Origin of the sequence: Hydrogenophaga sp. PBL-H3 (assembly GCF_010104355.1) — a bacterium.
In the GTDB taxonomy this organism is placed as follows: domain Bacteria; phylum Pseudomonadota; class Gammaproteobacteria; order Burkholderiales; family Burkholderiaceae_C; genus Hydrogenophaga.
The window spans coordinates 2,912,118-2,933,051 of record NZ_CP044972.1; the positions used below are offsets into that span (position 1 = coordinate 2,912,118).

At 66.1% G+C, this 20,934-nt stretch carries 15 protein-coding genes and 1 tRNA gene; 6 read left to right on the forward strand and 10 right to left on the reverse strand.

All coding sequences use genetic code 11. The features are described from left to right. Positions 1-37: 37 nt before the first annotated feature. The 8 genes from F9Z44_RS13445 to cysS form a co-directional block, all read right to left on the reverse strand. Complete coding sequence (locus F9Z44_RS13445) at positions 38-952, reverse strand: DMT family transporter (protein WP_159606930.1); 915 nt, start codon at positions 950-952, stop codon at positions 38-40. 15 nt (positions 953-967) lie between these two features. Then, positions 968-2,716, reverse strand: coding sequence for a tetratricopeptide repeat protein (locus F9Z44_RS13450; RefSeq protein WP_159606932.1), 1,749 nt, complete (start codon positions 2,714-2,716; stop codon positions 968-970). Positions 2,717-2,822: 106 nt separating this feature from the next. Beyond that, positions 2,823-2,915 (reverse strand) — tRNA-Ser (locus F9Z44_RS13455). A gap of 53 nt (positions 2,916-2,968) precedes the next feature. Next, complete coding sequence (locus F9Z44_RS13460) at positions 2,969-4,249, reverse strand: aspartate kinase (protein WP_159606934.1); 1,281 nt, start codon at positions 4,247-4,249, stop codon at positions 2,969-2,971. A gap of 56 nt (positions 4,250-4,305) precedes the next feature. Next, positions 4,306-5,238: a tRNA lysidine(34) synthetase TilS gene (gene tilS, locus F9Z44_RS13465; protein ID WP_236574361.1), complete on the reverse strand. Its 933-nt coding sequence runs from the start codon at positions 5,236-5,238 to the stop codon at positions 4,306-4,308. A 43-nt stretch (positions 5,239-5,281) separates the two neighbouring features. Further along, the gene (locus F9Z44_RS13470; protein ID WP_159606936.1) at positions 5,282-6,271 is read right to left on the reverse strand and encodes an acetyl-CoA carboxylase carboxyltransferase subunit alpha; all 990 of its coding nucleotides are present in this window, start codon (positions 6,269-6,271) and stop codon (positions 5,282-5,284) included. A gap of 107 nt (positions 6,272-6,378) precedes the next feature. Further along, entirely contained in the window at positions 6,379-7,029 is a 651-nt protein-coding gene (locus tag F9Z44_RS13475) for a DNA-3-methyladenine glycosylase family protein (RefSeq protein WP_159606938.1), read from the reverse strand. Beyond that, positions 7,029-8,411, reverse strand: a complete 1,383-nt coding sequence (gene cysS / locus F9Z44_RS13480; RefSeq protein WP_159606940.1) for a cysteine--tRNA ligase — start codon at positions 8,409-8,411, stop codon at positions 7,029-7,031. Before cysS ends, F9Z44_RS13475 begins: the two co-directional genes overlap by 1 nt. Before the next feature lie 260 nt (positions 8,412-8,671). On the opposite strand from cysS, the gene F9Z44_RS13485 reads away from it, so the two are divergent. The 6 genes from F9Z44_RS13485 to F9Z44_RS13510 all read left to right on the forward strand — a co-directional run bounded on the left by F9Z44_RS13485 (position 8,672) and on the right by F9Z44_RS13510 (position 14,117). After that, positions 8,672-9,739: a tetratricopeptide repeat protein gene (locus F9Z44_RS13485; protein ID WP_442907196.1), complete on the forward strand. Its 1,068-nt coding sequence runs from the start codon at positions 8,672-8,674 to the stop codon at positions 9,737-9,739. A 71-nt stretch (positions 9,740-9,810) separates the two neighbouring features. Continuing rightward, positions 9,811-11,211, forward strand: coding sequence for a L,D-transpeptidase family protein (locus tag F9Z44_RS13490; protein ID WP_236574128.1), 1,401 nt, complete (start codon positions 9,811-9,813; stop codon positions 11,209-11,211). Beyond that, on the forward strand, positions 11,211-11,906 hold the full coding sequence (locus tag F9Z44_RS13495) for a peptidylprolyl isomerase (protein WP_159606942.1): 696 nt from the start codon (positions 11,211-11,213) through the stop codon (positions 11,904-11,906). Before F9Z44_RS13490 ends, F9Z44_RS13495 begins: the two co-directional genes overlap by 1 nt. A gap of 2 nt (positions 11,907-11,908) precedes the next feature. Continuing rightward, complete coding sequence (locus tag F9Z44_RS13500) at positions 11,909-12,415, forward strand: peptidylprolyl isomerase (RefSeq protein WP_159606944.1); 507 nt, start codon at positions 11,909-11,911, stop codon at positions 12,413-12,415. A gap of 35 nt (positions 12,416-12,450) precedes the next feature. Further along, positions 12,451-13,266, forward strand: a complete 816-nt coding sequence (locus F9Z44_RS13505) for a UDP-2,3-diacylglucosamine diphosphatase (RefSeq protein ID WP_159606946.1) — start codon at positions 12,451-12,453, stop codon at positions 13,264-13,266. Next, positions 13,263-14,117 (forward strand): zinc-dependent peptidase, encoded by an 855-nt coding sequence (locus F9Z44_RS13510; RefSeq protein ID WP_159606948.1) that lies wholly within the window; start codon positions 13,263-13,265, stop codon positions 14,115-14,117. The genes F9Z44_RS13505 and F9Z44_RS13510 overlap by 4 nt, the downstream gene beginning before the upstream one ends. A gap of 98 nt (positions 14,118-14,215) precedes the next feature. Here the strand turns inward: F9Z44_RS13510 and F9Z44_RS13515 are convergent, their stop codons facing one another. Both F9Z44_RS13515 and F9Z44_RS13520 read right to left on the reverse strand, forming a co-directional pair. Further along, the gene (locus tag F9Z44_RS13515; RefSeq protein WP_159606950.1) at positions 14,216-16,960 is read right to left on the reverse strand and encodes a DUF349 domain-containing protein; all 2,745 of its coding nucleotides are present in this window, start codon (positions 16,958-16,960) and stop codon (positions 14,216-14,218) included. A 120-nt stretch (positions 16,961-17,080) separates the two neighbouring features. Further along, positions 17,081-20,725, reverse strand: a complete 3,645-nt coding sequence (locus F9Z44_RS13520; protein ID WP_236574129.1) for a DUF748 domain-containing protein — start codon at positions 20,723-20,725, stop codon at positions 17,081-17,083. Positions 20,726-20,934 lie beyond the last annotated feature (209 nt).

Consider the following 20,934-nt stretch of genomic DNA (forward strand, 5'->3'; position numbering starts at 1 on the left):
CTTCGCAGCCGGTCTGGGGCGGTCTGGGGCGGCGGCCTCAACCTTTGCGCAGCCCCAGCCACATCACCGTGGCCACCACCAGCAGGCCGCCGGCCACTTGCACCGCCGCGATCGACTGACCCAGGATCGCCCAGGCCAGCACCAGCGCAAAGATGGGCTCGATGTTCATGATGGCCGAGTTGCCCACCACGCCGAGCTTGGGCAGCACCGTGAACATGATGGTGAAGGCGGTGCCGTAAAGCACCGTGAGTCCGAACAGACCCCACCAGCCCATCGGCGCCAGCGGCAAGGCCAGACCGCCCTGCACGCCACACGCGATCAGGGCCATGACGCCCACCATGGCCATGGTGGTCGCCGTGCGCAAGCGACCATCGAGGCCGGCGGTCTCGTGCTGCGTGATCACCAGCGCCAGACCAAACGTGGCCGCCGCCGCCAGGGCAAACGCCACGCCCACACCGATCTGCGCCCAATGGCCCGAGGCGCCAATCCCCGAAGCGGCGCCAAACACATCCAATGCCAGCGCCAGACCCAGCAGCATCACCGGCATGGCGCGCAACACCCGAGGCTGAGGCCGCTGACCGTAGACCACACGCGCCCAGAGCGCCGTCCACAGCGGGTAGGTGTTGAACGCGAGCAAAGCCAGCGCCACCGGCAAGCGAGCCACCGACGCATACAGACACAAGCTCTGCACCCCCACCAGCACACCGATGGCGGGCAAGGCTTTGCGGTGGCGTGCCTGCAAGCGCACCGGCACGCGGTAGACCAGCAGGATCAGCCCAACGACCAACGCCGTGGTTCCACTTCGAAATGCCACCGCCGTGGCCACGCTCACCCCGTTGTCAAAGGCCAGGCGGGCCGCCACGTGGTTGGCCCCCATCATGAGAGCGACGAGCAACAACGTGGCGAAGGCGGCGCGGCTGAGGGCCGCGGCAGGTGCAGTAGCGCAAGCCATGCGGTCGGTTCGTGTTCAGCGCAGCTGGCGGCCAAAGAGGTAGGTCATGTTGACGCGGCGGCTCTCGTAGCTGTCGACAAACCGGATCGTGTCGGTCTCATGGAACAGCGCCGAGTTGAACAGCACGGCCCGGTTGCAGCGGTGCGGCACGGTGACGCACTTCGCCTCGTGCTGCTGCAGGAAGCTGTAGATCAGCGTGCTGTCGATGTTGTATTGCTCGAAGGTCCAGTCTTCGGGCGCGGGCACGTCGTACACCTTCAATCCGCCGCTGTCGGGATCGAGGTTGTGTTCGCTGGGCGCGATCCAGAAGTTCAGGTTGACCTTGGCGAAGTCGGCATGCACGTTGATGCCGCGCGTGAGCGCCGGCTCGTACTTGAAGCCCCAGAGCTGCGTGAGCAGATAGTCCTGAAACACGAGCGGCATGCGCTGCCTGAGCTCACGCGCCAGCTGCAGGTGCAGCGGACTGTTGAAGCCTCGGTTGGCGAAGGCTCCCAGGTAGCTGTTGGCGTATTCACCGTGCCACACACGCGAGGCGTGCGCGAAATCCTGAAAGGCCTTGAGCGCCGGCTCCGAGAGGAAGTTGTCGATGGTCAGGATTTCGGGCGTGCCGGCCAGGTAGGCTTCTTCCAACGCGCGCCAGTCGTTGGCCGGGTTGAGCACGTCGGGCATCGACGGCATGGCGTGCAACCAGCTGGCGCTCAGATACACCTTCATGCGCGCGAGCTCGCTGGGTGAAGCGCGCACGGCCAGGGGCGTTGCGGCATCCGGCACCTGTTTCAACAGGGGTTCTGCTGTCTTGAGAAAAGCAGCGAGGCCCGGTACATCGTGAGCGTGCCGCTGCAACCAGCGCGCCTGTTGCACGTCGTGTTTGAGCTTGAAGGCGCTGATGGCCACCCCCGTGTGCTGGAGGCGGGGCGACTGCCAGGTGGCCTGCAAATACGCGGCGAGGCTCTTGCGACCAGCTTCGATCACGCGCGGCGTGTCCACGCTGTCGCTGAGCACCGTGGCAGCCAGGCTGGTGTGGGCCTGCACCATGGAAGGCTCCAGCGCGAGCGCCTTGTCGAAACTCACCACCGCTTCGGCCGTGCGGTCCAGCAGCCTGAGCGCGTTGCCCCGCTCGACCCAGGCCTGGGCGTGCCGGGGGTGCGCACGCGTTGCGCGCTCGGCGCTGTCCAGTGCCTCCTGGTAGCGCGCCAGTTCACTCAGCGCATTGCTCACATTGCACAGCACCACCGGGTTGTCGGGCTCCACCCTCAACGCCTGCTCGTAACTGGTCAGCGCCTCAGGCTGCTGCCCCATGAGTTGCAGCACATTGCCCCGGTTGCACAGCAGCGCCACATGCTGCGGATGCGACTGCAGGGCACGGTCGAAACAGGCCAGGGCCTGCGGCCATTGCTGCAGCTTCTTGTGCAGCAGTCCGAGGTTGATCGCGATGTCGGCGTCGTCAGGGCGCAGCGCCTGCGCCTGTTCATAGGCGGCCAAGGCCTCGGCTTCACGGCCCAGTTGCTGCAAGGTGAAGGCGAGGTTGTTCTGCGCGTCGGCGTTGTGCGGGCTGGCCTGCACCGCGCGGTCGAAATGAAGCGCAGCGCGCTCTACATCACCGGCCTGCGACTCCAGCAATCCCAAGTGGTACCGCACGCCGAAGTCGTTGGGAAACTGACGCAGCACGCCCTCGTACAGCGTTCGCGCGTTGTCGAGCTGACCTTGCGAATGGAAGTGCACGGCCAGCTGCATCTGGTCGGCGGGCGCGAGGGAGGCGTTCATCGCAGAAGTCCTTGCTTGACGGTCAATACAGCGGCTCATCACCGAGGCCTGGTTCGGGGCCGGACGTGAAAAAGCCCCACAGCCAATGGCGGTGGGGCTTGGTGTCTGGCGGAGCGAGAGGGATTCGAACCCTCGATGAGGCTCTACACCCCATACTCCCTTAGCAGGGGAGCACCTTCGGCCACTCGGTCATCGCTCCGGAAGCTGCGTATTATGCCTCAAGTCACCCGGCCTTCTCTCTGGGCAGAGGCTTCAGCCGGCGATGGTGTCGGCGGTCTGATCGAGGTCGAATTCGCGGTGCAGCGAACGCACGGCGAGTTCCATGTATTTCTCGTCGATCACCACCGAGGTCTTGATCTCCGAGGTCGAGATCATCTGGATGTTGATGCCCTCGGTGCTCAGGCACTTGAACATGCGACTGGCCACGCCCACATGGCTGCGCATGCCGATGCCCACGATGCTGACCTTGCAGATGCGCGCATCACCCACCACCTCGGCAGCACCCAGCGCGGGCACGACCTTGGCCTTGAGCAGGTCCAGCGTTTTCTGGAACTCGTTGCGGTGCACCGTGAAGCTGAAGTCGGTCTTTCCGTCCTTGCTCAGGTTCTGGATGATCACGTCGACTTCGATGTTCGCGTCGGCCACCGCGCCCAGGATCTGGTAAGCGATACCGGGGGTGTCGGGCACGCCGAGCACGGAGATTTTGGCTTCGTCGCGGTTGAACGCAATGCCTGAGACGACAGCTTGTTCCATGGTTTCTTCTTCCTCAAAAGTGATCAGGGTGCCGGAGGCGGCTTCAACATTCAGGTCGATGTCCCATGGCGTGAAGCTGGAGAGCACGCGCAGGGGCACCTTGTACTTGCCGGCGAATTCCACCGAACGGATCTGCAGCACTTTGCTGCCCATGCTGGCCATCTCCAGCATCTCTTCAAAGCTCACACGCTCCAGGCGGCGGGCTTGCGGCACCACGCGCGGGTCGGTGGTGTAGACGCCGTCCACATCGGTGTAGATCAGGCATTCGGCGGCCTTGAGCGCGGCGGCCACGGCCACGGCCGAAGTGTCGCTTCCACCGCGGCCCAGCGTGGTGATGTGACCTTCGGGGTCCACACCCTGGAAGCCGGTGACGATGACGACCTTGCCTGCCGTCAGGTCGGCGCGGATGCGCACGTCATCGATCGACTCGATGCGGGCCTTGGTGAAGGCGCTGTTGGTCTTGATCGGCACTTGCCAGCCGGCGTAGCTCACCGACTCCAGACCCTCGGCCTGCAGCGCGATGGCCAGCAAGGCCGAAGAAGCCTGCTCGCCGGTGGAGGCCAGCATGTCGAGTTCGCGGCTGTAGGCACTGGTGGCCTTGGCTGGCGCGAGTTCCTTGGCCAGGCCGAGAAGGCGGTTGGTCTCGCCGCTCATGGCGCTGGGAACCACCACGAGCTGGTGGCCCGCGCGGTGCCACTTGGCCACGCGTTTGGCGACGTTGCGGATGCGCTCGGTCGACCCCATGGAGGTGCCGCCGTACTTGTGAACTATCAAGGCCATCGGGTTGGATTGGTTGGGTTGGGAGCGCCGGCTGCGCCGCCGGGCAAAGCCCGCAATTATAGGGTGGGGGTGTATTGCAGGTGCTCGCCCTCGCGCGCCACATGGCCCGGACCCATCTTGATGTGGATGCGATGGCCTCGCGTGGTGCAGGCCGAGATCTGATCGAGCAGTTCGTCCAGCTGAGCGGTGGCGGGGGCCACTGCGGCGCTGATGCGCAACCAATAGCGCACGGCGTTGGCCTGGCGATCGCGCGAAAGTGACTGCAAACGCGCGATCTTGGGCGGCATTCCCGTGTGCGCCAGATCGAAGGCCGCCAGCTCATCCAGCAGGCGCTGGGCTTGCGCGGCGTGGCGGGCGCTGCGAGCGAGCATGGGCCGAAAGCCGGGGAAGCAGGCGTCCCACGCGGGCATGAGCACGGCGCGGATGCGGTTGCGGGTGAAGCGCTCATCGGTGTTGGTCGGATCGTCCACAAAGGCGTGCCCTTGTGCCAGCAACCACGCCCGCAGCTCGCTGGCCGGCACGTCGAGCAAGGGCCGGCCGAAGCGCATGCCCGCGCGCTCGAAAAACTCAGGCATGGAGGCCAGCCCCGGCAGGCCCGCGCCCCGGCTCAGCGCCAGCAGCAGCGTTTCGGCCTGGTCGTCGGCGTGTTGTCCGAGCAGCACTCCGTCGGCGCCCGCGTCCCGGGCCATGCTCGCCAACGCGGCGTACCGCGCCAGGCGCGCAGCGTCTTCCGGACTCTGCCCCGCGTCGTGCGCGGCATTCACCCGATCGACCCGCAACTCGATGCCATGCAGCCCGCAGAAACGGCGCGCATGGGATTCAAAACCGTCAGCGGCGGCGTGCAAGCCGTGGTGCACATGCAGCGCCACCACCCGGGCAGGCCAGCGCCGGTGTGCGGCGAGCAGCAAGGCGGTGGAGTCGGCCCCGGCGCTGTAGGCCACCGCCACAGTGGTCAAGTTCGAAGCGCAGCGGTCGCACCATCGGGCCAACGCCTGCTCGCAGGGGTTGGCGGCTGCGGTGCTGCGGGTCACGTCAGCGCTTGTCGCTCTTGGCGTCGGCCTTGGTGTCGGTGAAACGGCCGTAACTGTTGATGCGAGCGTAGCGGCGGTCCACCAGTTCCTTGACCTTGAGGTCGGTCACCTGGCGCCACGCGTCACCCAAGGCGCGCTTGAGGAACGCGGCCATCTGCTTGTGGTCACGGTGCGCGCCGCCCACCGGCTCATTGACGATCTTGTCGACCAGGCCCAACGCCTTGAGGCGATGCGCGGTGATGCCCAATGCATCGGCCGCGTCGCTGGCGCGGTCGCTGGTTTTCCAGAGGATGGAGGCACAGCCCTCGGGGCTGATCACCGAGTACACCGAGTACTGCAGCATGAGCACCTGGTCGGCCACGGAAATGGCCAGTGCGCCGCCTGAGCCACCTTCACCAATGATGGTGGAAATGATGGGCACTTCGAGCTGCGCCATCTCGAAGATGTTGCGACCGATGGCCTCGGACTGGCCGCGCTCTTCTGCATCGATGCCGGGATACGCACCGGGCGTGTCCACGAAGGTGAAGACCGGCAGGCGGAATTTTTCGGCCAGCTTCATCAGGCGCAGCGCCTTGCGGTAGCCCTCGGGCTTGGTCATGCCGAAGTTGCGCAGGCCACGTTCTTTGGTGTCGCGGCCCTTCTGATGGCCCAGCACCATGCAAGGTTGGCCGTTGAAGCGGGCCAGGCCGCCCACGATGCTCAGGTCGTCGGAGAAATGGCGGTCACCGTGCAGTTCGACGAAGTGCGTGAAGATCTCGCGCACGTAGTCCAGCGTGTAGGGCCGGTCGGCATGGCGCGCGATCTTGGTGATCTGCCAGGGCGAGAGGCTGCTGTAGATGTCTTTGGTGAGCTGCAGGCTCTTGCCCGCCAGTTGTTCGATTTCTTCGGAAATGTCGACCGCGGATTCCGTCTGCACGTAACGCAGTTCCTCGATCTTGGTTTCGAGTTCGGCAATGGGCTGCTCGAAATCGAGAAAATTCTTTTTGGCCAAGGTGGACTCCTGTGGTCTTGTGGTGCGGGGCGCCGTGCCCGACATGCATCAGGGCACCAGGCCGTTGCCCGAATGTTTCGGGCTACTGCGTCAACGACGTGCCGGGTTCAATAGGCGACCGGGACCGGGTCGAGGGAGCGCCAAATATACCAAGTCGCGACGCTGCTGAAAGGGGCCCACGAGCTGGCCACTTCGCGGATTTCGCTGCGGCTCACGGGCTCCCCCGAAAAGTAGCAGCGGCTGATGCCGTTCTGCAGACCAATGTCGTCCAGCGGTAATACGTTGGGCCGCATCAGGTGGAAGATGAGGAACATCTCGGCCGTCCAGCGGCCAATGCCGCGAATGGCCACCAGCTCGGCAATGATGGCCTCGTCGTCCATGTCTGCCCACGATTTCACGTGCACCTGGTCGTTGGCGAAATGCAGGGCAAGGTCCACGAGGTACTCGACCTTGCGCGCCGACAAGCCAGCCGCGCGCATGTCGTCAACCTTGAGCTTGAGCACCTGGGCGGGCACCATTTTCTTGGGCAGCACGGCAAACCGGTCCCAGACCGACTGCGCGGCCTTCACCGAAATCTGCTGACCCACGATGCTGCGTGCCAGCGTGACGAAGGCATCGCCGCGCGACTGCAGGCTCACGCCGCCGTGTTGCGGGATCAACTTCTTCATCACACGATCGCGCTTCATGAGGTGGCGGCAAGCCTCCAACCAGTAGTCGGGCGCGTCAGGCCCCACGTCGGGCAACACGGAGGTGGCCATCAGGCGCGTTCCCAGGTGGTGCCGGTGGGGCTGTCCTTGAGAACGATGCCCTGCTCCAGCAAGGTCTTGCGGATGCGATCAGCCTCGGTGAAATCTTTGGCCTGCTTGGCCTCGTTGCGCAACGCGATCATGGCCACGATCTCCCGGTCATCGTCGGATTTCGATCCACCACCCTGGAGATAGGCATCCGGATCGCCTTGCAGCAAACCCAGCGTGCCAGCCAGTGCTTTCAACAAGCCTGCCGTCGCCGGGTCTTTGCCACGGTTGACCTCACCGGCCAGATCGAACAGCACGGCCACCGCCTCGGGCGTGCCGAAGTCCTCGTCCATGGCAGCACGGAAGCGCTGCGCAAACGGCTGGCTCCAGTCGATCGCAGCCACGGGCGCAGCCGGCACCAGCGACAACGCGGTGTACAGGCGCTTGAGCGCGCCGCGAGCGTCGTCCAGGTGCACGTCGCTGTAGTTGAGCGCGCTGCGGTAGTGCGCGCGCAAGATGAAGAAGCGCACCGTCTCGGGGTCGTACTTGGCCAACACCTCGCGGATGGTGAAGAAATTGCCCAGGCTCTTGGACATCTTCTCGTTGTCCACGCGCACGAAACCGTTGTGCACCCAGAAGCGCGCCAGCGGCTGGCCGGTGGCGCCTTCGCTCTGGGCGATCTCGTTTTCGTGATGGGGAAACTGCAAGTCGGCACCGCCGCCATGGATGTCAAATGTTTCGCCCAGCGTGGCGCAGCTCATGGCCGAGCACTCGATATGCCAACCGGGGCGCCCTGCACCGTAGGCACTCGCCCACTGCGCTTCGACCGGCTCATCGGGTTTGGCGGATTTCCAGAGCACGAAGTCCAGCGGATCGTTCTTGTCGCTGGCAACAGCCACGCGTTCGCCCGCGCGCAAGTCGTCGAGCGACTTGCCCGAGAGCTTGCCGTAGCCTTCAAATTTGCGCACCGCGTAGTTCACGTCGCCGTTGTCGGCCTGGTAGGCCAGGCCTTTTTGCTGCAACGTGTCGATCAGCGACAGCATCTGCGGCACGTACTCCGTGGCGCGCGGCTCCAGGCTCGGCGGCTCGATGCCGAGCACCGCGATGTCCTGGTGCATGGCGGCCGTCATCTCGTCGGTGAGGGCGCGCAAGGTGATTCCCCGCTCGACCGCGCGCTTGATGATCTTGTCGTCGATGTCGGTGATGTTGCGCACGTAGGTCACGCGGTAACCGCTCACCTTGAGCCAGCGTTGAATCACGTCAAACGCCATCATCATGCGGGCGTGACCGATGTGGCACAGGTCGTAGATCGTCATGCCGCAGACGTACATGCGCACATGACCGGGTTCGATCGGCTGGAAGTCCTCCAGGCGGCGCGTGAGCGTGTTGTGGATTTTCAAGGTCATGTCGGGAAAGCGGGCACGGGTTCAGCGCGGCGAAACGGGGTGAAAAACCTGACGCGGCAGCTGGTGCGGCAGACCTGTGTCACACAGGCCACGCGGGGTGCTGCTGGCGGTCTGGATCGGCCATGAGAAACAGACCCCTCAGATACAATGCGCCAGTATATCCAGCCCGATGCTGCGTGCCATGCAACGTCGGGCCTTCGATCAACGTGTCGCTGGATCCAACCGTGTTGCGGTGGCCCAGGTTCGCTCTCCGAGGTCCCATGTCCCACCCTGTGAATCTTCAAGCCACCTTGCGTGGTGCCTCCTCTCTCGTGGCCCGCTCCGGTATGGCTTCGCGCCTGCGTTGTCTGGCGGTGGTTGTCGCCATGGGCCTGGGCACATCGATGGCGCTGGCACAGACCGAGGACTACGCCGAGGTCAACCGCCTGTTGCGAAGCGGCCAGCTGGCCGAAGCCCTGGCCAAGGCCGACCAGTACCTGGTGGGCAAGGCACGCGATCCGCAGATGCGCTTCCTCAAGGGCGTGATCCTCACCGAGAGCGGCAAGACGCAGGATGCGATCGCCACCTTCAGCAAACTCACCGAAGATTTCCCAGAGTTGCCCGAGCCCTACAACAACCTCGCCGTGCTCTACGCGGGCCAGAGCCAGTTCGACAAGGCACGCGCCGCGTTGGAGATGGCGATCCGCACCAACCCGAGCTACGCCACCGCCCACGAAAACCTGGGTGATGTGTACGCCAAGCTCGCCAGCCAGGCCTACAGCAAGGCGCTGCAGCTCGACGGCACCAACCCCGGCGTGGCACCCAAGCTCAGCCTGATCCGCAACCTGTTTGCCGCCGACACCCGCCCAGGGACCGTGGCTGCAGCGCCGGCCAGTGTTTCGGCCGCACCCAAACCGGCCAGCGCTGCGCCAGTGGCAGCGGTCACCAAGCCCGCCAGCCCCTCGCCAGCCCCTGCCGCAGCACCGACGGCGCCCGCGATGACGCCCGATGCCCAGCGCGAAGTCGAGGCCGCCGTGCGCGCATGGGCCGGCGCATGGTCCTCCAAGGATATGAACGGCTACCTCGGCGCGTACGCCAGCAGCTTCGCGCCACCCGGCGGTCAGGCCCGCAAGGCCTGGGAATCTGATCGTCGCGCCCGCATCGAACCCCGCACCCGCATCGGGGTGGGTGTGAACAACCTGGAGGTCACGATCAATGGCGACAAGGCCACGGCCCGATTCCGCCAGGACTACACCTCCGACACCCTCAACGTCACCAGCCGCAAGACGCTCGACATGGTCAAGAGCGGCAACCGCTGGCTGATCTTGCGCGAATCCACGGGCTCTTGATGGCCGGTCGGAGGATGGGTCAACGCGGTCATGCCAGCGTGCCCGCGGGACTGCCGGGGCAGGGACTGGGCATGAGCCGACGCACCGCCTGGGTGCTGGGCGCGCTGGTGGGCGGCGTGCTGCTTTTTGTGCTCATCAACGCCAGCCGACCCGACGCCACGCTGCCCAACCGCCCAAGCGCCAGCGTTTCCCTCGACACCCCCGAGCCTTCGCTGCTCACCCAGGCCGTGGCGCGCGTTCAGGATGTGGCGCGCAGCCAGGTGCCGGCCACCCCATCGGGCCTGGAAACCACCAGCCTCACCGCCGACCGGCTCGATGCGGTCAAGCCGATGCTGGGGCAGGCCGAAGCGCGACTGATCGGCATCTACCAACTCATCAGCCAGGGTCAGCACCGTGAAGCGCTCGCGCTGGCTGACAAACTGGTCAGGGACCACCCCAACTTCCAGCTGGCCCACCTGGTGCATGGCGATCTGCTGAGCCTGCAGGCACGGCCCGTGCGCCAGCTCGGCGATGTGCCCGACACCAAGGCCCTGGCTGCCAGCCTGCAGCTGTCCACGCTGCGCGAAGAATCGCGCCGCCGCCTGCGGGCGCTCACCGAGCGGCCTCCCGAAGGCAGCATTCCCACCCAGTTCCTCACGCTCGCACCCCAAAGCCGGCACGCCATTGCCATCGACGCATCGCGCTCGCGCCTGTACTTGTTTGAAAACCTCAACCCGGCGCGCTCCAACCCCGATGGCGACCGCCAGCCCAGGCTGCGGCTGGTCGGCGATTTCTACATTTCAGTGGGCCTGTCCGGCATTGAAAAAACCATCGAGGGTGACAAGCGCACGCCGCTGGGCATTTACTACATCACCAGCAGCCTGAACCCCGCCGATCTGCCCGACCTCTACGGCGTGGGTGCCCTGCCCATCAACTACCCCAATCCCCTCGACGTGCAGCGCGGCAAGACCGGCAGCGGCATCTGGCTGCACGGCACACCCAGCGAACAGTTCGTGCGCGCGCCACAGGCCTCGGACGGATGTGTGGTGCTGTCCAACCCGGACCTGGAGCGCGTGCTGGCCACCGTGCAGATCCGCACCACACCTGTGGTCATCGCACCCGAATTGCAGTGGGTACAGCCCGACGCACTGAGCAGCGACCGCGATCAGTTCGAAAGCGTGCTGGAGGCCTGGCGCCGCAGCCGCAGCGAAGGCAATCTGGCCGAGCTCAAAGGGTTTTATTCCAGCCGCTTTTTGAACCAGGGGCGCGATCTGGCTCAATGGTGGCCCCGGGTGGAAAGCGAGTTGCGCAGCACCGGCCCGCGTGAGCTGGCCATCAAGGACTTGTCGGTGCTGCGCTGGAGCGACACCGACGACACCCGTGTCGTCACATTCGGCGAGGTCGCTGCCGGCCAGAGCCGTGGTGTGACCAAGCGCCAGTACTGGATACGCGAAAGCGATCGCTGGACCATCTTTTTCGAAGGAACCCTCTGATGACCCTGCAAGCCCACAACCCGCTGCGCCGTGGAGCGCTCGCTGCGCTGGCCGTGGCGGCCTCCCTGGCCTGGCTGCCCGCCCAGGCGCAGGAAGCCGCTCCGCGCGTGAAGTTCACCACGTCCATGGGCGACATCGTGCTCGAGCTCTACCCCGACAAGGCCCCCAAGACGGTCGAGAACTTCCTGCAGTACGTGAAAGACAAGCACTACGACGGCACGGTGTTCCACCGCGTGATCAGCAATTTCATGGTGCAGGGTGGTGGCTTTGACGCCGCCTACAAACAAAAGGCCACCCGCGCGCCCGTGGCGCACGAAGGCCAGGCTGCGCTGCAGCGCGGCGGCCCGCGCAACACCATCGGCACGGTGGCCATGGCCCGCACCAACGACCCGCAGTCTGCCTCGTCGCAGTTCTTCATCAACGTCCAGGACAACGCCTTCCTCGACCCCACACCGATTCCGCCGGGCGACCCGGTGCCCCAGTTCGAATACCGCGGCAAGGTCTACAAGGACGTGCCGCGTGCAAGCCTGCTCAATGCTGGCGAGCTCTATGGTTACACCGTGTTCGGCAAAGTTGTCTCGGGCATGGACGTGGTCAACAAGATCAAGGAAACCCCGACCGGCTCCGGCGGTCCGTTTCCCACCGACGTGCCCAAAACCCCCATCACCATCCTCAAAGCCACCCTGGAGAAATGACCATGGCCAACCCCCAAGTCGAACTGCACATCACCGGTCACGGTGTCATCACGATCGAACTCGACGCTGACAAAGCGCCCCTGTCGGCCGCCAACTTCCTGGCCTATGTGAACAAGGGCCACTACAACAACACCGTGTTCCACCGCGTCATCCCCGGTTTCATGGTGCAAGGCGGCGGCTTCGAGCCCGGCATGACGCAGAAACCCACCGACGCTCCCATCGCCAACGAAGCCAACAACGGCCTGAAGAACGACACCTACACCCTGGCCATGGCGCGCACCAGCGACCCGCACTCCGCCACCGCGCAGTTCTTCATCAACGTCTCCAACAACGGATTCCTCAACCACACCGCGCCCAGCGCGCAGGGCTGGGGCTACGCCGTGTTTGGCAAGGTGGTTTCGGGCGCCGAGATCGTCAAAAAGATCGAAGGCCTGCCCACCGGCCGCAAGGGCTTCCACGATGACGTGCCCAAGGACGACGTGGTGATCGAAAAAGCCGTCGCTCTGTGACCCCGGGGGCATGGCCCCTGGCAGCCCCTGGTCTCATGTCCGCACCCACCCTCGACCGCTCTGCCCTGTTGCGCGCACCCGCGCACTGGCAAGCGGTCGAATTCATTTCAGACCTGCACCTGCAGCCGGGCGAGCCACAGACCTTCGAGGTCTGGCGCGCATTTCTGCAGCGCCCCCAGCCTGAACGGGCTGACGCCCTCTTCATCCTGGGTGATCTGTTCGAAGTGTGGGTGGGTGACGACGTACTCGACTCGATCGCATCCCCCGACCAGATGTTCTGGCGTGCGTGTGCCGATGCGCTCCAGGCTTTCAGTCTGCACACCCCGGTCTACTTCATGGCCGGCAACCGCGACTTTCTGCTGGGCACTGAAGGCCTCAAGGCCTGCGGCATGCAAGCCTTGAACGACCCGACCGCACTCGATTTCCTCGGTCAGCAATGGCTGCTCAGCCACGGTGACGCGCTGTGCCTGGCCGACACCGACTACATGCGTTTTCGCGAGCAGGTCCGCCAACCCGCGTGGCAGCGCGCGTTTCTGGACCGCCCCTTGAGCGAACGAACGGCCATCGCCCGGGGCTTGCGCGAGCAGAGCGAGGCTCTCAAACGCAGCACCGCAGGCGACCCCAGCCTGTGGGCCGACGTGGACACCGACGCGGCACGCGCCGCGCTGCAGGTCGCGGGTGCCCACACCCTCATCCACGGCCACACCCACCGCCCGGCCGACCACGCACTGGGTGAAGGCCTGCAGCGCGTGGTGCTCAGCGACTGGGATGCTGCCGCAAGACCGCCGCGTGCCGAGGTGCTGCATCTCGATGCCCTGGGCCTGCGCCGCACGTCCCTCATGCCAGCATGATCGGCCTGCTCCAGCGTCTGCTGCCACGCTCGCTGCGCCAGCCCACGCCTGTGCCCGACGTGCTGTGGCTGGCCACCCTGGCCAACCACCCTTTTCTTTCGGCGCTGGACAGCGCCGAGCAAGACCGCCTGCGCCTGTTGTGCACCCACTTCCTGGCGGAGAAGGAGTTCCACGGCGCCAACGGGCTGGTACTCACCGATGCGATGGCATTGGCCATCGCAGCGCAGGCCTGCCTGCCGCTGCTGCACATGCACGCCACCTCGGGTGAAGCGGTTCGTGATCCGCTCAAGCTGCTCGACTGGTACGGTGACTTTGTCGGCATCGTGGTGCAGCCCGGTGCCGTGGTGGCGCGGCGCAAGACCACCGACGGTGCAGGCGTGGTGCACCACTTTGATGAAGTGCTGGCTGGCGAAGCGATGGACCGCGGTCCGTTGATGTTGAGCTGGGAGGAAGTCGCCCACGCCAGCATGGCTGCCGAGAGCGGCAGCAACGTCGTGATCCACGAGTTCGTGCACAAGATGGACATGCGAGGCATTTCGCTCGGCGAGCATCCCGACGGCGCACCGCCCTTGCCCAAAAGCTTCCTGGGTACGCGCAGCGCGTCGGACGCGAGGCGCTTGTGGCGCGAAACGATGCAGCACGCGTTTGATGCGTTTCGCGAAGCGGTGGCCATGGCCGAACGCTTCGGCGCCGAGCGCCCCTGGCTGGACGACTACGCGGCCAAAGACCCCGCCGAGTTTTTCGCCGTCACCTGCGAGGCCTACTTCGTGAGCCGCGAGCGCTTCGCGCACGAGTTTCCGGCGCTGGTGGTGCTGTACGACGGGTTCTTTCGACCGGGCTCGCGCGCTTGAGCCGCACAGAACACCGCGGAACCGGCTTTGCCGGGCCGCAGGTGTTTGCCACCCCCGGGGGAGGCGCCGGAGGCGCTTCGGGTGGACGCCGATCCTGTTCAGCGTTTGAGCAACACCTTCAACACCGTCTGAAGCCGGCGCGCCGCTGACGCATCAAACGGCGACGCGAGCACGCCCGCCACGTCTTCGACCCAGGTCTCGTTCGGTGCCGCCGCGTGACGGCGCGTGAGCAGCTGCAGCTGCAGCATGCGGCGCTCGCTCAGGTGCTCAGCCGGCGTGGGCACTTCGGAGGCCATCTCCAGGCGCAGCAAGGTTTCACCCGGCAAGGCACCGGCTGGTTTGGACAAAGCGGCCAACCAAGCGCTGCGACTGGCCGCGCTCACGCGCGAACCCAGCGCCTGCGCCGAGGGCATCTGCTCGGCGTCGCGCCGCTCCCAAGCGGTCATGAGCTGCGTGAGCACCTCACCGTGAGCCTGTGCCGCGAGCTTGCGCAGGCTGGCTTCGGCCGATTCGATGGCCTGGCGTTGCGCTCGAAACGCCGCATCGCCCAGGCGCGGGCCGCGTTGTTCGCGTTCGTCGCGCCAGGGTGCTGCCGCACCCGGGGCTCGGGCATCACGCGGGCCGCGTGCATCGGGGCGACCGGCGCCACCGTCACGGCGGCCATCGGGACGGCCACCGCGCGCATCGCGACCAGCCGGCTCGGATTTCTTCATGCCGGGACGGTCGTCGCCACGCATGGCCACCAGCTTCTTGGGCGGCGCAGCGGGCTTGGCGGGCGCCACAGGTTCGACTGGAGCGGCCACGTCAGCGACTTCGGCTTCATCGGAGGCACCAGCGTCTTCTGCCGTGTCGGCCACGGGCTCTTGAGACGTTGCAGCAGGCTCGCTCGGCGCGGCAACCACGGCAGGCGCGGGCGCAGGCTCGACCGCAGCTGGCCGACCGGCCAGCGCCGACTCGAGTTCTTGCATGGCCGCGCGGATGCGCTGCGCGTCACCGCTGGCGCTCGCCTGCTCCAGCGCGCGCGACGCATCGAGCACGCGTTGGTCATGCGCGTTGAGCGAGGTCGCCGCTTTCTCACGCTCGGTGGTCTTGCGGTTGAAAGCTTCATCGATGGGCTGGCGGAACGCCTCCCACAACTTCTGCTCGTGCTTGCGCTCCAACGGCACAGCGTGGGCTTCGGCTTGCCAGCGCTGTTGAAGCGCTTTCACCGCGTCGATGCGCAGCATGGGCGCAGCACCCAGCGCGGTGGCTTCTTCGATCAACGCTTTGCGGCGCGCCGTGCTTTCGGCTTGCGCGGCCTCCAGGCCGGCGTGGGCCGCGTGCATGGCGTCTTTCCACTGCGGCTGCATTTCTGCAAACGCCTTCTCGCTCATGTGACCGGCTTCGCGCCAGCGCTCCGAGAACGTGTGCAGCGCACGCACCTGGGCTTTCCAGTCGGTGTTGCCGGCGTGGGCTTCGGTCCAGGCCTTGAGTTCGGCAATGATGGCCAGGCGCTGAGCCTTGTGGGCATCGGCCTGCTGGCGCACCTGCACCAGCCAGGCTTCCACCAGCTTGTGGGCTTCGGTGCAGGCTTCGTCAAACCGTTTCCACAGCGCGTGGTTGGGCTGGCCGCCCTGGTCGGTGGTTTTCCACTGGTCGCGCAGGCCGCGCAGGGTTTCCTGCATCTTGCGGCCACCCAGGCGCTGGCCTTCGGGCGCTTGCAACAAGGCTTCGGCCTTGGCCACGAGCTCTTCACGCAACTGGTCGGCGCGCCAGCGCTGCCAGCCTTCGAGTTCACCGGCCTGGCTCAGCGCTGCGTGGGCGCGCGCGTCGAGTGCGGCGCTCACAAAACGGCCGTTGGACTTGAGGATCGCGCGCACGTCGGCCGCAGCCTTGGGCGTGGCCTTGCCGTGGCCTTCGGCGAGTTCACGCTCCAGCACGTCCAGTGCGTGACCGAGTTCGGTGGTCACGCGGGCCCGGCGCTCCTGTTGCGCTTGTGTGTCCACGGCGGGCTTCTCGACCACGGGGGCTGCTTCACCACCGCGCGCCACGCGCAGCTCGTCGGCCCACACGGGCACGGCGGGCAGCGGGGCTTGTGCATCGGCGTCGGCGGCCACGGCCTGGGCCAGCGCGCCTTCGAACGCATCCCACACCAGTTGCAGCTGCTTGCGCGACGCATCGAGCATGGGTGGGAACTTCACGTCCACGCTGGCCCATTGCGCGTCTTGCGCCAGGCCGCTGGCCTGCTCCTGCCACTGGGCCACGTCGGCCCGCAGCGTCTGGGCGCTGTGCTGGGCTTCGCGCCAGGTCTTGGTGGAGAGCACTTCAATGCGTTGTGCGATCAACACGGCGGCCTCGCGCTCCACCTGCACGCGGTGTTGCAGGTCTTCAATGGCTTTGACGCGCTCGGCCAGCGACTGGCGCAGCGTGGCCAGCGGCTCGCGCGAGAGCGGCGCGCCCGCACGCGCGGCATCGCGCTGCCAGGCCAGCGCGTCGGCCAGGTTCAGGCGCGAGTGGTCCAGCAAGGCCTGAGCCTTTTGCGCCCACTCCACCGCCATCTGCTCCTGCGACTTCAGGCGTTTTTGTTCGTCGAGCTTTTCCTTCAGCGGTTTGGCCGCGCCGCGGTCGCGGTTGGAAAGCTCCTTGTAAACCTCGTTCATCTGCTCCAGGCCCGGCTCGGTGGCCAGCCACTCGCGGATGCGCGCAGCGCGTTCGCCCGACGTGGGCGCGGAAAACGCTCCACCGGTCACAGCGTCCAGGGGGTGGGCCGCGGCGGCAGCGGATTTGGGGGAGGTGGGCGTGTTCACGGCAGGTGGAGAAACTTGAGGGGATGAGGAAGACTTGCGCAGGGAAAACAGCGACATGGAGGTGTCAGTTCAATCAAGACGGAGGCAGCGCCAGAGCGACGCGGCAAACGCGTATTGTCGCCGCTGTTCGCGCGCGCGCCACCGTCCAGGCTGATCGGGCCTTGGCGGGAGGCCCGATCAGCGCGGAGCCAGACGCAGTTCGGCTTGTGGCCGCCAGCCATCGCCCTGGCGGGCCAGCTGCGGCGCGCCCAGAAACATGCGGTCTTCTGGCAGTGAGCGGCTGGCCAGGAAGTCCTTCACCGCCTGCCCACGTGCCACTGCGAGATCGCGCAAAGCGTCGGACGTGACCGGTATCGAGGCCAGCAGCAAGGCTTCCATCTCGGCCTGCGGGAGGTCCTTCGCCAGGCCGATCAGGTTGCGCGGCTTGGGAATGTCGGCACGCCGATACACCTCTTTGAGCAGCGCGGGATATTCCTCGACAGACACCGCCAGCGCGTCCGGGATCGGCTTGCCATCGCGCGCCAGCACGCGGCGCTTCTCGGCCAGCACGCGCTCATTGAGGCGGCTGCGCTGGTAGCCACTGCGCTCGGTCTCCAGATCGCTGTGGCCCACCACCGTGATTTGCAGCGCTGGCCGATCAGCCAGCGCCTTGGCGACCGATTCCAGCCGCTGCTGGTTCTCAGGCGTCAAGGCTGCGCTGCCAGGGGCAAACTCCACCTGGCTGGGCGACTCGGCACCACCGCCGAACGCACTGGCAATGAGCGAAAACGGTGCCGTGATCGCCTTGCCGATCAGGTTGAAGATGAGCTTGAAGATGATCGGCGCCAGACGGAACTGGGGGTCGTTGATCGAACCGCTCACGGGCAGGTTGATATCGATCACACCGTTGCGGTCGGCCAGGAGCGCCACCGCCAGCTTCACCGGCAGGTTGGGCGCCTCGCTGCCGGCCACGCGGTCACCAAAGCTGAGCTGGTTGAGCACGATCTGGTTGCGCGCAACGAGCTGTCCATCGGGGTCGATCTTGTAGGCCACGTCCACGCTGAGCTTGCCGCGCTCGATGCCGTAGCCCGCGTACTTCACGGTGTAAGGGGACAGCGGCGGCAGCTCCAGGTTGCGCACGCGGCCCTTGATGTCGAGCGCCAGCGGCTTGGCCAGTGGATTGAGCTGGCCGTCGATCTCGAGCGCGGCCGTGCCCTCCGCTCGCCCGCGCAGGGACAAGGCGGCAAGCTCAGGAGCGGCACCTGCCGGTTTTGCGTTGGAGAAAGCCCCCAGGCTGCCGGTGAGCTCGCTCAGGTTGGCGGTGTAGTTGGGCTTGATGAAGCGGTCGGAGAACAGCACGCGGCCATTGACCAGACTGATAGGACCCAGGCGGATGTCGGGCGTGGGGCCACTGGCGGCACCAGTGGGCTGAGGGGGCGCCGCCTCGGCACTGGGCGCCTCGCCGGGCGACTTCACCAAGCCTTGCAGGTTGATCTTGCCAGCCTCGTCGATGATCACGCGGGCGAAATAGTCGCTGAGCACCGTCTCGCGCACCGCCACCTGGGTGGCCTGCCCCGGGGCCAGGACGAGCTGCAGGCCGCGCACCTGCAGCGACTTCCAGGCCAGCAGGTCTTCGGCGGGCGACAAGGTGTTGGCGCTCAGGTCGTCCAGCGCGGCGTCACCTTGCAGGTTAAGCGCCAGGGCGCCGCCGGGCAGGCTGGCTTTCACCGAGCCCCGGTAGCTGGCGTCGGCGCGCAGCAGATCGAGGTTGAGGCGGTCGGCGAAGTACGGCTCCAGCGCGTGTGCGGGCAATCGCTCGACCTGGACGCGCGCGTCCAGCCGCATGCCTTCCCCACCCGAAGCGCCAGGGGCTGGTAGCCGCAGGGACCCGCCGAGCGACAGTTGACCGTGCGCCACCTGGCTGGACGGACCAGCGCCCACCCGCGCCTTGACCGACAACGCCATGTCTTTCTGGTCGGCGTCCAGCGGCCGAAGGCCTTTGAGGTCCAGTTCCAAACCGGAGATGTCCAGCGTCACCGGTCGTGTGGGCAGGCGGTCCACAAAGCCGACGCCCCCTCCAGTGAGCTGAAACGCGGCCAGACCCACACGCCAAGGGGTGTCCTTCCCGGCCGGCTCAGAGGGAGCTTTTTCAGCTTTGGGGCCCGCCGGCACCAGCCAGGGCTCAAACATCCAGGCGCCATTGGCCTCGCGCTGCACACGCAATCGGGGCTGGGTGAGGGTCAGGCTGCCCACGTCGGCGCTGCGCTGGACCAGATCCACCCGCAGGTCTTCCAGCAGCAGGCGCTTCAAGCTGGCCAGGGGTTGCCGGATCGGTCCAAGTTTGAGCTCGTTGAGGTCGATCCGGGTGGCCAACAGCTGCAGCCCCATGGGCCGATCGCCCTGAGCAGCTTGCCATTCGATTCGTCCCTCGGCGCCCAGCCGCCCCTGCAAGGCGGGTTTGAGTGCGCTGGATATATAAGGAGCGAAACGCTCCAGCGGAATGTCTCCCAGAGACAGCTCCGCTTGTACAAGCGAATCGGTGGCGGTGCCCTTGACGCCAATGGTGGACTGGTCGAGCAGCGCCGACACCTCGAAAGGCATCGGCGCGCGCACCGGCCAGCTCAGTCCGCTGGTTTGCACGCGCAAGGCCTCCAGCGCCATCTCGGCCGTCGGCTTCACCGCATCGTCGCGCCATTGAACACGACCGCCATCCAGATCAAACCGGGCCAACCGGATGTCCCATGGCACGGCTGCGGCGGCTGGCACCGGGGCACTTGCTGGCGCCTGGGACGCTGCAGGTGTGAAGCCACGGGCCAGCCGTGCCAGGCTGAGCTGCCCCTGGGGATCGCGGGAAACGGTCAGGCTCGGGGCCTTCCATTCGATGGCCGCCAGATCAACCCGGCGCGCCAGCGGCTCGACCAAATTGAGCTTCACGCCCAGGCGCTCCCAGGACAATACGCCCTCTGCGCTGCCGCCCGCCACACGCTCCACCAGCTTCAGGCCCGACAGCGCAACATCGCCCGAGAGCGACACCTGCGGCACGTCGCGCTGCACAAAGGACAGTTTCAGGTCCAGATTCAGCACCCCGGCCTCGGGCTTGACGGACCAGGCTGAGGGCCAGTAAGGCAAATAGGGGGCCAGATCAAGTGCGGGAATCACCAGGCTGGCGTCGGTTTCGTGGTCGGCCGCGAACGGGGTAGTGGCCGCACGCGAATCAAAGGCGCTGCCATTGAGCTCGAAAGCCAGATGCGGTTTGGTCACCACATCGCGGCGTGAAGCCAGGTTGCTGAGAAACGGCACGCTCAGAGCCAGGCTGCGCAACTGGTGGGTCACGCCCACGGTGTCGTCCACCAAGGTGAGCTCGCCACCGGCCAGCTCGATGTTGAACAGCGCAAACCGTGCCGGCTCACTTGAGGGTTCGGATGGCGGCACACGCAGGCGCTGCACGATGTCGTCCACGTCGTAATGCCCGCCACCCAGGTGGCGCAAGGCCACATGCGGTTGCTCGATCTTCAAGGCATCGATCACGGGCGCCAGCCGCAGGATCGACTGCAACTCCGCGTTCAGATAGAGCCTGCCCACCGACATCTGCTCACCATCACCCTGGGCGGTGGCCATGCGCAAACCCTCGACCGACAGCTCCAGCGACCAAGGCCGGAAGTCCACCCTTTGCACCGTCACGCTGCGACCCAAGGCAAGACTGGCCTGCTTTTGCAGCTGCCATTTCAGGAGCGCGGGCACCGCCAGCCAGGTGACCAGCCACAACACCACCACACCCAGAACAGTCCAGGCCAGACGCCTGATCCACGGGTTGGACAAAGAAACGAAACGGCTGTTGGTCATGGGCGCAGGCGGTGGACGGGTGGCATCGCGCCAGTGTCTCCGAACTCGTACCCGGTTGCACGACATCACGTCAATGGAGCCCCAGAAACAAGAAACCCCGGCAGACGAGGTCTGCCGGGGTTGATGGCGGGCTTGATGCTCATGCCATCTGTTTTGGCGGAGGGAGTTTGATGTCTCTCCAGCCTGGAAGCAACAGATTGCTCCCGTTG